General features: G+C 72.5%; 16 protein-coding genes and 1 pseudogene. 10 read left to right on the top strand and 7 right to left on the bottom strand.

Annotated features, from left to right (window positions below; all coding sequences use genetic code 11):
* Positions 1 to 29: 29 nt before the first annotated feature.
* Positions 30 to 617, bottom strand: coding sequence for a PH domain-containing protein (locus tag IH54_RS0111670; RefSeq protein WP_159011780.1), 588 nt, complete (start codon positions 615 to 617; stop codon positions 30 to 32).
* 288 nt (positions 618 to 905) lie between these two features.
* On the opposite strand from IH54_RS0111670, the gene aroA reads away from it, so the two are divergent.
* From aroA to IH54_RS0111655, 3 genes are all read left to right on the top strand, one after another.
* On the top strand, positions 906 to 2,141 hold the full coding sequence (gene aroA / locus IH54_RS0111665) for a 3-phosphoshikimate 1-carboxyvinyltransferase (RefSeq protein ID WP_420711730.1): 1,236 nt from the start codon (positions 906 to 908) through the stop codon (positions 2,139 to 2,141).
* Positions 2,142 to 2,272: 131 nt separating this feature from the next.
* Entirely contained in the window at positions 2,273 to 2,722 is a 450-nt protein-coding gene (locus IH54_RS0111660) for a hypothetical protein (protein WP_031515633.1), read from the top strand.
* A gap of 133 nt (positions 2,723 to 2,855) precedes the next feature.
* On the top strand, positions 2,856 to 3,185 hold the full coding sequence (locus IH54_RS0111655) for a hypothetical protein (RefSeq protein ID WP_031515630.1): 330 nt from the start codon (positions 2,856 to 2,858) through the stop codon (positions 3,183 to 3,185).
* Positions 3,186 to 3,249: 64 nt separating this feature from the next.
* Here IH54_RS0111655 and IH54_RS0111650 read toward each other — a convergent pair whose 3' ends face one another.
* On the bottom strand, positions 3,250 to 3,867 hold the full coding sequence (locus tag IH54_RS0111650; protein WP_031515628.1) for a DJ-1/PfpI family protein: 618 nt from the start codon (positions 3,865 to 3,867) through the stop codon (positions 3,250 to 3,252).
* A gap of 88 nt (positions 3,868 to 3,955) precedes the next feature.
* On the opposite strand from IH54_RS0111650, the gene IH54_RS0111645 reads away from it, so the two are divergent.
* On the top strand, positions 3,956 to 5,293 hold the full coding sequence (locus IH54_RS0111645) for a PLP-dependent aminotransferase family protein (RefSeq protein WP_031515626.1): 1,338 nt from the start codon (positions 3,956 to 3,958) through the stop codon (positions 5,291 to 5,293).
* Here IH54_RS0111645 and IH54_RS0111640 read toward each other — a convergent pair.
* On the bottom strand, positions 5,284 to 6,075 hold the full coding sequence (locus tag IH54_RS0111640; RefSeq protein ID WP_043180594.1) for an arylamine N-acetyltransferase family protein: 792 nt from the start codon (positions 6,073 to 6,075) through the stop codon (positions 5,284 to 5,286). The genes IH54_RS0111645 and IH54_RS0111640 overlap by 10 nt on opposite strands.
* A gap of 138 nt (positions 6,076 to 6,213) precedes the next feature.
* Positions 6,214 to 6,408, bottom strand: a pseudogene (locus IH54_RS46745) (helix-turn-helix domain-containing protein); the annotation flags it as partial.
* Positions 6,409 to 6,477: 69 nt separating this feature from the next.
* On the opposite strand from IH54_RS46745, the gene def reads away from it, so the two are divergent.
* Positions 6,478 to 7,134 (top strand): peptide deformylase, encoded by a 657-nt coding sequence (gene def, locus IH54_RS0111635; RefSeq protein ID WP_031515622.1) that lies wholly within the window; start codon positions 6,478 to 6,480, stop codon positions 7,132 to 7,134.
* Positions 7,135 to 7,148: 14 nt separating this feature from the next.
* Here the strand turns inward: def and IH54_RS0111630 are convergent, their stop codons facing one another.
* Both IH54_RS0111630 and IH54_RS39615 read right to left on the bottom strand, forming a co-directional pair.
* Positions 7,149 to 7,634 carry a hypothetical protein gene (locus IH54_RS0111630; RefSeq protein WP_031515620.1) on the bottom strand — a complete coding sequence of 162 codons (486 nt, stop codon included), beginning with the start codon at positions 7,632 to 7,634 and terminating at the stop codon, positions 7,149 to 7,151.
* An 80-nt stretch (positions 7,635 to 7,714) separates the two neighbouring features.
* Positions 7,715 to 8,146, bottom strand: a complete 432-nt coding sequence (locus IH54_RS39615; RefSeq protein WP_031515619.1) for an ATP-binding protein — start codon at positions 8,144 to 8,146, stop codon at positions 7,715 to 7,717.
* A gap of 127 nt (positions 8,147 to 8,273) precedes the next feature.
* On the opposite strand from IH54_RS39615, the gene IH54_RS0111620 reads away from it, so the two are divergent.
* The 5 genes from IH54_RS0111620 (at position 8,274) to IH54_RS0111600 (ending at position 10,927) form a co-directional block, all read left to right on the top strand.
* The gene (locus IH54_RS0111620) at positions 8,274 to 9,146 is read left to right on the top strand and encodes a helix-turn-helix domain-containing protein (protein WP_052397313.1); all 873 of its coding nucleotides are present in this window, start codon (positions 8,274 to 8,276) and stop codon (positions 9,144 to 9,146) included.
* A complete protein-coding gene (locus IH54_RS0111615; RefSeq protein ID WP_031515614.1) occupies positions 9,103 to 9,318 on the top strand; it encodes a DUF397 domain-containing protein in 216 nt (71 codons plus the stop codon). The genes IH54_RS0111620 and IH54_RS0111615 overlap by 44 nt, the downstream gene beginning before the upstream one ends.
* Positions 9,319 to 9,352: 34 nt before the next feature.
* Complete coding sequence (locus IH54_RS0111610; RefSeq protein WP_031515612.1) at positions 9,353 to 9,949, top strand: hypothetical protein; 597 nt, start codon at positions 9,353 to 9,355, stop codon at positions 9,947 to 9,949.
* An 82-nt stretch (positions 9,950 to 10,031) separates the two neighbouring features.
* Positions 10,032 to 10,424: a GatB/YqeY domain-containing protein gene (locus IH54_RS0111605; protein ID WP_031515610.1), complete on the top strand. Its 393-nt coding sequence runs from the start codon at positions 10,032 to 10,034 to the stop codon at positions 10,422 to 10,424.
* A gap of 47 nt (positions 10,425 to 10,471) precedes the next feature.
* Positions 10,472 to 10,927 carry a VOC family protein gene (locus tag IH54_RS0111600; RefSeq protein ID WP_031515608.1) on the top strand — a complete coding sequence of 152 codons (456 nt, stop codon included), beginning with the start codon at positions 10,472 to 10,474 and terminating at the stop codon, positions 10,925 to 10,927.
* A gap of 299 nt (positions 10,928 to 11,226) precedes the next feature.
* Here the strand turns inward: IH54_RS0111600 and IH54_RS0111595 are convergent, their stop codons facing one another.
* On the bottom strand, positions 11,227 to 11,664 hold the full coding sequence (locus tag IH54_RS0111595; RefSeq protein ID WP_031515606.1) for a MarR family winged helix-turn-helix transcriptional regulator: 438 nt from the start codon (positions 11,662 to 11,664) through the stop codon (positions 11,227 to 11,229).
* Positions 11,665 to 11,727: the final 63 nt, after the last annotated feature.

Genomic DNA, 11,727 nt, shown 5'->3' with positions numbered 1-11,727 from the left:
CGCGGCTCCGCGTGGCGCGCTCCGGGCGGCTACTTGACGGTCATGAGGAAGACGACCCCCAGGATGACCGCCGCGATGACCCCGGCCAGAACGCTCCCGATCTGCTCGGGCGTCTTGCGGTACAGCCAGTTCGCCCTCGGCTGGAACCTGGCGGAGGGGTCTGTGTTCGCCTTCCACCAGGCGATGACCAGGCGGCAGTTCTCGTCGAACGAGGGGTCGGGGTACAGGGTGCTGACCGAGAGCGCGGGCAGCGAACGGGTCCGCCCGCTCGCGAAGGTGACCCGCAGCAGGGAATACTCGCCGATCCGGGTGCTGCCCCGGTGGACGCCGACCCATCGGATCTCGTCCCAGGAGTGCGTACGGCCCGGCCCGAAGCCCGAGCTGATGGTGATCCCGGACGCCCCGACCGTCGTCCGGGACCGGGCCACCCTGAGGAGGCTCAGCAGGCCGAAGGCGAACGTCCCGCCCACCACCCATCCGGCGGCCGTGGCGCCGAGCTGTGAGAAGGCCATGATCGCCTCGACGAACAGTACCCCGGCCAGCAGGCAGATCCTCGACCACCGGGCGGTGCGGTACCGGTCCTTCCCCTCGAACGTCATCTCGTGCACAGCACTCATCGCGAACCCCCCTGTCCCGTACCCGCGACGGGTTCGTGAGGTGCCCGCCGCTATCCGGTCCTGCTCCCACCGGCCAGAACCGCCGTCCCCGTCCCCAGGGATGATCATGGCACCGGCGGCCCGGGGACGCGTGTGCGGTACACGGCAGTCTTGCAGGTACCAACGCTGCCGACTGCTGGTGGAACCGATCGGTGTCCCTTTGCGTCGGGCGGCTCCGCACGAGGTGGGACCGCCCCGTAGGATCGGGCCCGCCGGGGGAGCGTCCCGCCGGCGAGGCGGGAGGCAGTGGTGATCGTCGCCGTACCGGGGTCGAAGTCAGTGACGGCCCGGGCGTTGTTCCTGGCGGCCGCGGCAGGCGGGGAGAGCGTGCTGCGCAGGCCGCTGCTGTCGGACGACACCGACGGCTTCGCGCAGGGCCTGGCCGCGCTCGGCTACGGGGTGCGGCGCACGGACGACGCGTGGCACGTCACCGGCAGCCCGGAAGGGCCGCCCGCCCCGGCCGCGGACGTCGACTGCCGCGACGCGGGCACCGCGGCCCGCTTCCTGCCGGCGCTCGCCGCCGCCGGGCACCGCGGCGTCTACCGCTTCGACGCCTCCGCGCAGATGCGCCGCCGCCCCGTCGCACCGCTCACCGGGGCGCTGCGCGCGCTCGGCGTGGACCTGACGCACGACGGGGCCGAGGGCCACCTGCCGCTCACCGTGCGGGCGGCGGGCGTCAAGGGCGGCGAGGTGGAGCTGGACGCGAGCCTGTCGTCGCAGTTCCTGACCGCGCTGCTGATGACCGGCCCGCTCACCGCGGACGGCCTGCGGATCCGGGTGACCGGCATCGTGTCGGTGCCCTACGTCGAGATCACGCTGGCGATGATGCGCGGCTTCGGCGTGGACGTGACGCGCGAGGGCGACACCTTCGTGGTCCCGCCCGGCGGCTACCGCCCCGCCGACTACGCCGTGGAGCCCGACGCGTCCGCCGCCAGCTACGTCTTCGCCGCGGCCGCGCTCGCCGGGCGGACCGCGACCGTACCGGGCCTCGGGCAGGACGCGCTGCAGGGCGACCTGCAGTTCGTGGAGGTGCTGCGGCAAATGGGCGCCGACGTCGAGATCGGCCCGGACGCGACGACGGTGACCGGCACCGGCCGGCTGTCCGGCGTGACGGTCAACATGCGCGACATCTCCGACACCATGCCGACGCTCGCGGCCATCGCCCCGTACGCCGACGGCCCGGTGCGGATCGAGGACGTCTACAACACGCGCGTCAAGGAGTGCGACCGGCTGGACGCGTGCGCGGAGAACCTGCGGGCGCAGGGCATCCGGGTCGAGACCGGCCGGGAGTGGATCGAGATCCAGCCGGGCACGCCGCGCCCGGTGGAGATCGCCTGCCGCGGCGACCACCGGATGGCGATGAGCTTCGCGGTCGCGGGCCTGCGCAACCCGGGCACGACCTTCGACGACCCGTCGTGCGTGAAGAAGACCTTCCCGGGCTTCCACGAGTTCTTCGCGGACCTGCGGGCGCGCTGGGACGTCTGAGTAGCGGCAACTCCCGTGTGGCGTACGGGAATCGGGGTGATCGGCTGCACGGCGCCCGCGGGCCCGGCCATCATGGTCCGCACGAGCGGGGTGGCTGGTTCCCGCACCCCCCTGACCGAACGGGAGCGCTCATGCACGCGAAAGACGCCGAACTGGCCGATGTCCTGACCGAGTCGCTGGGCGACGAGAAGATCGTGGCCGCCGCCTACGCCAGGGTGGACACCGCGCTCGGCCCGGCGCGGATGCTCTCGCCGCTCGGCAACTACCTGATCGCCAGGCCCGCGGCCCGCGCGGCCGCGAAGAAGATGACCGAGGAGACCGACATACCGCTGGACGCCGCGGTCGTCTTCGGCGTCAGCGACAGCGCCCTGCACGTGTGGACGGCCGACCCGATGCTCAACCGGGTCGGCGACCACCTCGGCGAGATCGCCCTGGAGCGCATCGCGTCCATCACGGTCGAGGGCGGCAAGAGCTGGCAGCCCGTCACGATCACCCTGGCGGACGGCAAGAGCGTCGCGCTGGAGGGCCGGGGCCCGATCCACGCGGTCGCGGCGGAGTTCGACAAGCGCAAGGCCGGATAGCACGCGTCGGGCCTCCCCGGCGGTGGGCCGAGCGGGTGGGGCGCGGTGGTGCCCCGTGACGCAGAACCGATTCGCCGTGTATGTCCCGATCTAGGGTGGCCGCTGTTCACCCACCCCACGAAAGGGACCCTTCGTGCGTATCCGTACGACTCTCGCCGCCGTGACCTGCGCGGTCGGCGTCGCCCTGTCCTTCCCGGTGCCGGCGCACGCCGCCGACGGCGCGTTCGACTACCGGACCTACCTGGGCCAGAAGGCGCTGGTGAACCCGCCCGGCCGTGAGTGCATCACGCTGCCCGAGGTCGCGGATCCGGACGTGCCGCCGGCCACCCACGGCGTCAACGACACCGACGCGTCGGCCACCGTCTTCGCCGGACCGGACTGCGACGGCCCGCACTACTCGCTGCCGCCGTACGCGGGCGCCGCCCTGCCGCAGGGCTTCCGCTCCGTGGTCTTCTCCTCCTGACACCGGGCGAGGGTGTCGGAGCCGCCGTCCTTGCCTGCGGCTCCGGCACCCTCGCGATGGTGGCTCAGACGTGCGCCGGAGCGGGCAGGTAGGGGGTGATGTTGCGCCAGGCGCGCGCGACGTACTCCTCCTTCTCGCCGACCGGCGCGACGTAGTGCAGCGCCTCGGTCGCGGCCTCGCGGCCCGCGAGGCGGGCGATGACCCAGCCGGCGAGGTAGTGCGAGGCGAGGCAGCCGCCGGCCGTCGCCACGGTGCCCCTCGCGAAGAACGGCTGGTCGAGCACCTCGACGCCCGCGGCCACGACCCAGGGCCTGGTGGTCAGGTCGGTGCAGGCGGGGACACCGTCGAGCAGGCCCAGCCGGGCCAGCACGAGCGCGCCCGAGCACTGCGCGGCGACGAGTTGGCGCGACGGGTCCAGACCGCGCAGCACGCCCATGACCGCCGGGTCCTCGACCACCTCCCGGGTGGCGATGCCGCTGCCGACGACGACGGCGTCGGCCTCGCAGGCTTCTTCGAGGGTCGACATCCGCGCGACGGTCACGCCGTTCATCGACGTCACCGTGGGAGTGGGACAAGCGAGGGTGACCCGCCACCCGTCGGCCCGGACGCGGTTCAGGACGCCGAGCGCGATCAGGGAGTCGAGTTCGTTGTAACCCTCGAAGGTGAGGATGGCGATGTGCACGGCTGCTGTCCTTCCGTCAGGAGTGGGCCCGACCGTAAGGACCCGCGGACGGGACAGTCAAAGAATTGTCATGGATACAATCCCGTCCATGGCGGCCTCGCGCTACAAGACCCTGGTCGACGCCTTCGCGTCCGGCATCCGCGCGGGCCGGCTCGCCCCGGGCGAGCGGCTGCCGACGCACCGCGCGCTCGCCGCCCGCGAGGGCATCGCCGTGGTGACCGCGACCCGGGTGTACGCCGAGCTGGCGGCGATGGGCCTGGTCAGCCGGGAGCAGGGCCGCGGCACCTTCGTCCGCGACCTCGCCGTGCCCGCGGGACACGGCATCGACCAGCAGGCCGTCGCGAGCGACACCGTCGACCTCAACTTCAACTACCCCCTGCTGCCCGACCAGTCCGACCTGCTGCGCCGGGCGCTGCGGGAGGTCGCCACCTCCGGCGAGCTCGACTCCCTGCTGCGCTACCAGCCCCACCGGGGGCGCCCCCAGGACCGCGCCTCGATCGCCCGCCACCTGTGGCGCCGGGGGATCCCCGCCGACCCCGACCGGATCCTCGTCGTCAGCGGCGCCCAGCACGGCCTGGCCGTCACCGCCATGGCCGCGCTCACCGCCGGGGACGTCGTCGCGGTGGACGCGCTCACCTACCCGGGCTTCAAAGTGGTCGCGCACGCCTTCCACCTCGACCTGGAGCCCGTCCCCGCGACCGCCGCCGGGCCGGACCTCGACGCCCTGGAGCGGCTGTGCGCGACCCGCCCGGTGCGCGCGATCCACACCATGCCCACCCTGCACAACCCGCTCGGCTGGGTCATGCCCGCCTCCGACCGCACGCGCCTTGCCGCGATCGCCCGGCGGCACGGCGCGCTCCTCGTCGAGGACGCCTCGTACGCCTACCTGGCCGAGGACCCGCCACCGCCGCTGGCCGCGACCGCGCCCGACATCACCGTCCACGTCTCGGGGCTGTCCAAGAGCGTCGCCACCGGTCTGCGCGTCGGCTTCGTCGTCGCACCGCCGTCCCTCGTGCCGCCGCTGGAGCGCGCGATCCGGGCGACCGTCTGGAACACCCCGGCGCTCAGCACCGCGATCGCCTGCCGCTGGCTCGACGACGGCACCGTGGACCGCCTGGAGGCGCGCAAACGGGACGACGCCAGGGCGCGCCAGGCCATCGCCGCCGAGGAGCTGGCGGGCCTGCCGCTCGTCGGCCACCCCGCGTCGTACTTCACCTGGCTGCCGCTGCCCGACGACGCCCGCGCCGACCGCCTGACCGCCGCCCTCGCGCGCCGGAACATCTCGGTCGCCACCGCCGAGCCCTTCGCCACCTCGCCGCACCCGCCGCAGGCGCTTCGCCTCGCCCTCGGCTCGACCGACCCGGACCGCCTCCGGTCGACGCTGCGCACGGTGCGGCAGGTCGTCCTGGAGGACGCCTACACCTGAGCGGCGCGGACGGCGACCGGCTCGCGGCCGAGGGTGATGCCGAAGTGCTCGCGGTAGGCGGGCAGGACCTCGTCCTCGCCCAACTCCCGCTCCTCGCGGCGGCCTTCGCCGTCCGTCAGGACGAGCGTCCGCCCGCTGAGCGTCGTCCGGCCGCCCTCCTCCGTCAGCCGCGAGCAGACGAGCGACCGCCGGAAGTACGAGCCGGGGAAGCTGCGCTGGTACCAGCACGTCGCCGCGAAGTCCCCCAGCTCGCGCGGCCGCTGCTCCAGCCGGTAGGCGGCGGTGCCGTCGTGGAGGACGTCCAGGTCGCCGTCCGCCGCCTCGGCGACACGGAAGCACCCGCCGGGGTCCTGCTGCTCCGCGCGGCTCGCGTAGTCGAGCGGGAAGGTGCTGTGCCGCCCGAAGCCGACGTCCGCGAGCCACGGGCCGCTGCCGTCCGCGCCCGTGACCCGCAGCGCCATGTGGTCGTACGGCGGCCCGAGCCGCCCGCCGTCCCCGAAACCGCGCGCCGCCAGCAGCTCCACGCCGAAGCCGAGCGAGCGCAGCAGCGCGGCGAACGCGCCGTTGAGCTCGTAGCAGAAGCCGCCGCGTCCCTTGAGGATCTTGCCGACGAGGGCGTCCTCGGTCAGGACGATGTCCTCGCCCAGGTGGATCGACAGGTTCTCGAACGGCACGCTCACCAGGTGCCTGCGGTGCAGCTCGCGCAGCGCGGCCGCGTCGGCGGCGGCCGGACGTGCGGCGCCGATCCGGCGGAGGTAGGCGTCCGTGTGTTCGGGGTCCATGCCCGTACCGTACGGGCCCGGCCCGCCGCCCTCCCGCTGCGCCGCCCCGGCCACCGCCACCCGCGGGTCCTCCCAGCGCAGCCGCCAGGGCCGCGGCCCGCCTCGGCCGCCCCCGGAGTGCGGCGCCTCCTCGACCAGGCCGTGCCGGGCCAGCTGCCGCAGATGGAAGGAGCACAGCCCGGAACTGTGGCCCAGCCGCGCCGCCGCCTCGGTCGCGGTGACCGTGCCCTCCTCGGCGAGCAGGTCGAGGAGCGCGAGCCGTATCGGGTGGTCCGGCAGCTCCCGCGGGGCACGGCTCGGCCGGGCGGTCTTCCGGGGTTCGTCCTCGGTCATTTGCAAAGAGTGCTACTTTGCAAATGACTTGGCAAGCCCGGGAGTTGCCGGGCGGAGAGGCGGCCGTGGATGAGCGAGGACGTACGCGAGGTGCGGGTGCAGGGGGAGCGCGTGGCGTCCTACCCCGAGCTGCCCCCCGAGGTGGGACGCGGCGCCGTACGCCGTATCACCGTCGTCGGCGAGGACGTGTTGCACCGCCCGTGCGCCGACGTCACGGACTTCGGCTCACCCGAACTCGCCCGGCTCGTCGACGACATGTTCGCCACCAACGCGGTGGCCGAGGGCGCGGCCATCGCCGCGAACCAGGTCGGCGTGCCCCTGCGGCTGTTCGTGTGGGACATGGCCGACGAGTGGGGCGTCCGCCACGTCGGCCACATCGCCAACCCCGTCCTCGACGAACTCCCCGCCGACCGGCGCCGACTGGTCGAGGAGTCCGAGGGCTGCCTGTCCGTACCCGGCCCCTACCGCCCCCTCGCCCGCCCCGACACCGCCGTCGTCCGCGGCCAGGACATGCACGGCAACCCCCTCGTCATCGAAGGCCGCGGCTACTTCGCCCGCTGCCTCCAGCACGAGACCGACCACCTCTCCGGCAGCCTCTACGTCGACCGCCTCTCCGCCCGCGACCGCCGCTCGGTGCTCCGCGAGATGAGCCGCACCCAGGACGAGGTCCACGCCCGCAGGGCCGCCCGCGCGGCCGACCTCGGCAAGCCGCTGCCCCTGCCCTGACGGGCGGTCCCTGCTCAGTCCCCGGAGGAGCCGAAGATGCCGACGTGGCTCGGCTCGTCGCCGCTTTCCTCGGCGTAGAGCAGGACGTAGCGCCCCGTCCAGCGCATGGAGCTCTCGGCGAGCAGCGTCGCCGGGCCGCTGCCCCCGGACAACGCACGCCACGCCGCACGGGCCTCGGCGAGTGCCTGCTCGAACCGGGCGGGCGTCGGCCGCTCGGTGCCGAAGTGGTGGAGTATTCGCTCCGCCGCCATCGGGCGCAGTGTCCCGTAGTCGTCGTCGTTCAGATACTCCGGCTCGGCGGTCGTGTGCACGACGCGCGGGATGTCCAGCACCGAGTGCGTCCCCGCCGTCCCCATGAACTCCTCGTCCGCCCACATCTCGGCGATGCTGCCGAAGTCGTCGCCCCACTCCTCCGCGAAGAGCCTGTCCTGCAAGGCCGCGAGGGACTTCTCGACGCTCCCCTCGTACGGCGTGACGTACTCCCACCCGCTGGCGCCCATCGCTCGTGACCTCCCCAGATCCGTTCCGCGGCTACGGACACCACGCTAGGGGCGACCACTGACAATCCGGCTCCCTCGCCTCAGCCGACGACCGCCCACACGAGCTTGCCGACCCCGTCCCGCGAACTGACCCCCCACCGCTGGTCGGTGAGCACACTCACGAGTGCGAGCCCCCGCCCGGCCTCGTCGTCCTCCGCCGCCCGCTGCGTCAGCGGAATCCGGTGCGAGGCGTCGTGCACCTCGATCCGCACGCCCTTCTCCGTCCGCTCGTACCGCGTCTCGACGAGCCGCCCCCGCGGCGTCCGCGCGTGCCGCACCGCATTCGTCATGAGCTCACTGAGCACCAGCTCCGCGGTGTCCGTCAGCTCCTCCAGCTCCCACCCGCAAAGAGCCTCCCGCAACTCCCGCCGGGCCCGCCCGACCGCCCGCGCGGTCATCGGCCACCGGAGGACGACGAGCTGCCGCTCGGGCTGGTCGGGGCTGTGGCTGTCGTCTTCGTACGACGGTTCCATGTGCGTAGTCCTCTGCGAAGATTGCAGGCACGGTCTGTGCCGTTCTGCTTACAGAGTGGCTTGGCCGGGGATAGCCTTGACAGAGGGTTGCCCTCTCCACTGGGCAAAGGAGGGACGGGAGTTCCGCATGAGCCAGGAAACGGACCGCGACAACGACAGCGACAGGCCCCTCACCCCGGCGGAGTTCCTGGGCCGGGAAATCCGCCGCCGGAGGGAGGCGCAAGGCCTGAGTCAGCCCCAGTTGGGCGACATGATCGTGATGTCCTGGCAGATGATCGCCCACTTCGAGAAGGGCCGCCGCAAGCCGCGCCTTGACGACGCGAGGCGCCTTGACCAGGCGCTTGGCACGGACGGCTGGTTCTACCGGTTGCGCAAGAACATGGAAGATCCGCGTGTGGCCGACCACTTTGAGACGGTCCGGGAAGCGGAGCAGTTTGCGACGGTCATTCAGATCCACGGGGCGGCCCTGATCCCGGGACTCTTTCAGACGGAGGAGTATGCGACGGCTGTGCTGCGTCTGGGCATGGTGAATCCTGTGGCGAGCAAGGTGAAGGAGCGCGTAGCCGCGCGTCTGGAGCGTGCTCGCCTTCTTGATGACCCCGAGGGTCCGGACGTATGGCTGCTTCTCGACGAGCACGCGCTCCGGCGGCCAGTGGGTGGCCCGGCCGGGATGGCTCGGCAACTACGCCATGTCGCCTCGTTGGCGCGGAGAGGGCGTATCCGCTTCCACATCATCCCGTTCTCAGTAGGCGTACACGCCTTGGTGGAGAGCATGCTCATGCTTTTGTCGTTCGCTGATGCGCCCACATTGGCCTACGTTGAGGGCCTGCAAATGGGGAAGGTCATGGACGACCCGGCGCTGGTTACCGGATGTCGGCGGTCCTGGGACCTCGCCCTCGGAGATGCGTTGTCGGCGGAGCAGTCGCTGGCCATGCTTGAGGAAGTAGCCGAGGACTATGAACGACAGGCAGCTGAATCTGAACGGCCACCGGTGGCGTAAGTCGAGCTACAGCGGTCCAACCGCTGGCGAGTGCGTCGAGGTAGCCGACGGCGTACCCGGTGTCGTCCCCGTCCGGGACAGCAAGGACCCGCAGGGTCCGGCGCTGCTCTTCCCGGCGGAGGCGTGGGCCAGGTTCATCTCCGAGGTGAAGTCGGGCTGCTTCGGGGCCTGAGCCGACCGGCGGCGGAAGAGATTGGGAGCAGTGCGTGTCCTCGTTGAGCGAGTTGCGGGCCCTGCTGGGTGAGCCGGTGCGTCGGCAATCCGGCCCGGACGACTGGGCCGACGTCGAGCAGCACGTGGGTTCGGCACTGCCCGGAGACTTCAAGGCGTTCCTCGACGCCTATGGCGGCGGAGTCATCTCCGGCGAACTCGCCGTCTTCCACCCGTGTGGACCAGCACCATTGCTGGACCGTATGCGCACGACGCATCAGGTGTTCGCCGAGCGCCGGGACAAGGCGCTCGGCCGCGGCGACGCCGAGCACGTACCGCACCCCTTCCACCCCGAGCCCGGCGGGCTGATCTCGTGGGGGTACGACTACAGCGGGGACGAGCACTTCTTCCTGCCCTGCGCTGCGGATCCGGGGCAATGGAAGATCGTCACGATGGTCCACGAAGAAGGGTGCGAGACGTTCGACGGCTCGTTCTCGCACTTCGCCCTCGCGTTCGTGCGGCGGTTGCTCGATGTCGACCGGTACCACGGCATCGACCCGGACGCCTTGGAGTTCCTGGAGCCGGAAGACCTGGAGGAACTGGTCGCCGCCGGAGAGATCGGCCCCGTGCAGCCGAGCTTCGAGCCGTTCTGACCACACTGGCGCCGGCCAACCTGTCGCGGACCCCGCCTGAAGCCGATCGAGCTCCGGGCCGGAGGGCCGTAGCGTACCGGGCATGACGAACGAGAACTCCCCAGCCGCCCCCGAGACGCTTCAGAAGCGGTTGAGAGCCGCGCTGCCCGCTGCCATGCGGGCTCGGGACAAGGCGACGCTGGCCCTGCTCCGCTCCACGCTCGCGGCGATCGAGAACGCTGAGGCCGTCGAGTTGACCGACGTGCCCGGTGGGAGCTTGGCGATCGAGCGGACCCCGGTGGGCCCCGGCGCAGCCGAGGCGGTCCGGCGGGAGCTGACCGAGGCCGACGTCGAGCGGATCGTCCGCGCGGAACTGGCCGAACGCGAGGCCGCGGCCCAGGCCTACGACCAGGCCGGTCAGCCCGCCCAGGCCGAGCAGTTGCGCGCCGGGGTCGCGGTCGTCGCCGCGTACCTGCCGGATCCGGGTGGTTGCTGAACGCCCGACGGCGGTCGGCTGTCGGACCCGCCTGGGATGCTCCGGGCATGGAGATGACAGTGCAGCTGACGATCGACTGCTCCGACCCGCAGCGGATGGTGGCCTTCTGGGCCGAGGCCCTGGGCTACGTGCCCGAGCCTCCGCCGGGCGGCCATGCCACGTGGCGTGCCTACTGGGAATCGCTGGGGGTGCCCGCGGAGGAACTGCCGCCCGGTGCCGGGGACATTCCGGAGTCGATCATCGACCCCGCCGGGCACGGACCGAGGGTGTGGTTCCAGCAGGTTCCGGAGCAGAAGGCCGGCAAGAACCGGTGGCACCTCGACCTCAAGGTCGGCGGGGGCCGTGACGTCCCGCTCGACCTCCGCACGCAGCGCGTCAAGGTCACGGTGGAACGGCTGGTCGCCGCCGGTGCCACCGTGCTGCGGATCAAGGACGAGCCGGACACCGGCTTCTACGCCACCGCCCTGCAGGACCCCGAGGGCAACGAATTCGACGTCGTCTGACGGCCTGCACCCCCACCGGCGGGCAGCCGCCGACGAGACGCCGGGAGGGGGACGATCCGGGGGTGCCCCCGCAGGAATGCGCTTCCCAGCCCCTTCACGGCTACGGGTGAGGGTGGACGCGCATTCCGAGGAGGTACCCCCGGAGTGGCACCCGACCCCACCCCCGGCCAGGGGCGCCCGCCGGGCAACCCGGGGGCGCGGGGCTGCATCTGATGTGCGGCCGGCGCCGCGCGGGCGCGATCAGCCCCCACGCGCGGAAGATCGCCCAAAGCACCCCACCTGGGCCACCCCGTGGCGCATCAGAGCGCCGCGCCACGCCCCGCAGCCAGCCGCTCCATCAGCGCCGCGCTCCGCGCGAGCAGCGCCCGCTCCTCCTCCGAGAGCTCGGTCTCGATCGCCAGCGCCAGCCACCCGGCCCGGCGGCCGCGTTCGGCCTCAAGAGCGGCCCGCCCCGCCTCCGACAGCTCCACGAGCGACTTGCGGCCGTCCGTGGGATGCGCGCGGCGCGTGACGAGGCCCTGGTCGAGCAGGAGGCCCACCGCGCGGGCCATCGACTGCGGCCGCACCCGCTGGTCGGCCGCCAGATCGCTCGTGGTCATCGCACCGTCGCGGTCGAGGACGCCGAGCACGGCGATCTGGCCGAGCGGGATGACGTCCTCGCCCTTCACCCGCCGGGTGAGCTTGCCCATCGCGGTACGCAGTTCGGCCGCGACGGTGGCGGCATCCGGGGTCGGCATAGGGCACTTTAACCCGTAACGCAACTATGCAGCCGAACTGTGCAGCTGAGCTGTACAGCAGAA

The sequence above is a fragment of the Streptomyces sp. NRRL F-5123 genome (assembly GCF_000721495.1).
Taxonomy (GTDB): Bacteria; Actinomycetota; Actinomycetes; order Streptomycetales; family Streptomycetaceae; genus Actinacidiphila.
This window is presented reverse-complemented; position numbering and strand designations above follow the sequence as displayed.

Coding starts and splice junctions, on each gene's coding strand:
- IH54_RS0111670 (WP_159011780.1), bottom strand. CDS start 617: ATGAGTGCTGTGCACGAGATGACGTTCGAGGGGAAGGACCGGTACCGC.
- IH54_RS0111660 (WP_031515633.1), top strand. CDS start 2,273: ATGCACGCGAAAGACGCCGAACTGGCCGATGTCCTGACCGAGTCGCTG.
- IH54_RS0111645 (WP_031515626.1), top strand. CDS start 3,956: ATGGCGGCCTCGCGCTACAAGACCCTGGTCGACGCCTTCGCGTCCGGC.
- IH54_RS0111640 (WP_043180594.1), bottom strand. CDS start 6,075: ATGGACCCCGAACACACGGACGCCTACCTCCGCCGGATCGGCGCCGCA.
- def (WP_031515622.1), top strand. CDS start 6,478: ATGAGCGAGGACGTACGCGAGGTGCGGGTGCAGGGGGAGCGCGTGGCG.
- IH54_RS0111630 (WP_031515620.1), bottom strand. CDS start 7,634: ATGGGCGCCAGCGGGTGGGAGTACGTCACGCCGTACGAGGGGAGCGTC.
- IH54_RS39615 (WP_031515619.1), bottom strand. CDS start 8,146: ATGGAACCGTCGTACGAAGACGACAGCCACAGCCCCGACCAGCCCGAG.
- IH54_RS0111620 (WP_052397313.1), top strand. CDS start 8,274: ATGAGCCAGGAAACGGACCGCGACAACGACAGCGACAGGCCCCTCACC.
- IH54_RS0111615 (WP_031515614.1), top strand. CDS start 9,103: ATGAACGACAGGCAGCTGAATCTGAACGGCCACCGGTGGCGTAAGTCG.
- IH54_RS0111605 (WP_031515610.1), top strand. CDS start 10,032: ATGACGAACGAGAACTCCCCAGCCGCCCCCGAGACGCTTCAGAAGCGG.
- IH54_RS0111600 (WP_031515608.1), top strand. CDS start 10,472: ATGGAGATGACAGTGCAGCTGACGATCGACTGCTCCGACCCGCAGCGG.
- IH54_RS0111595 (WP_031515606.1), bottom strand. CDS start 11,664: ATGCCGACCCCGGATGCCGCCACCGTCGCGGCCGAACTGCGTACCGCG.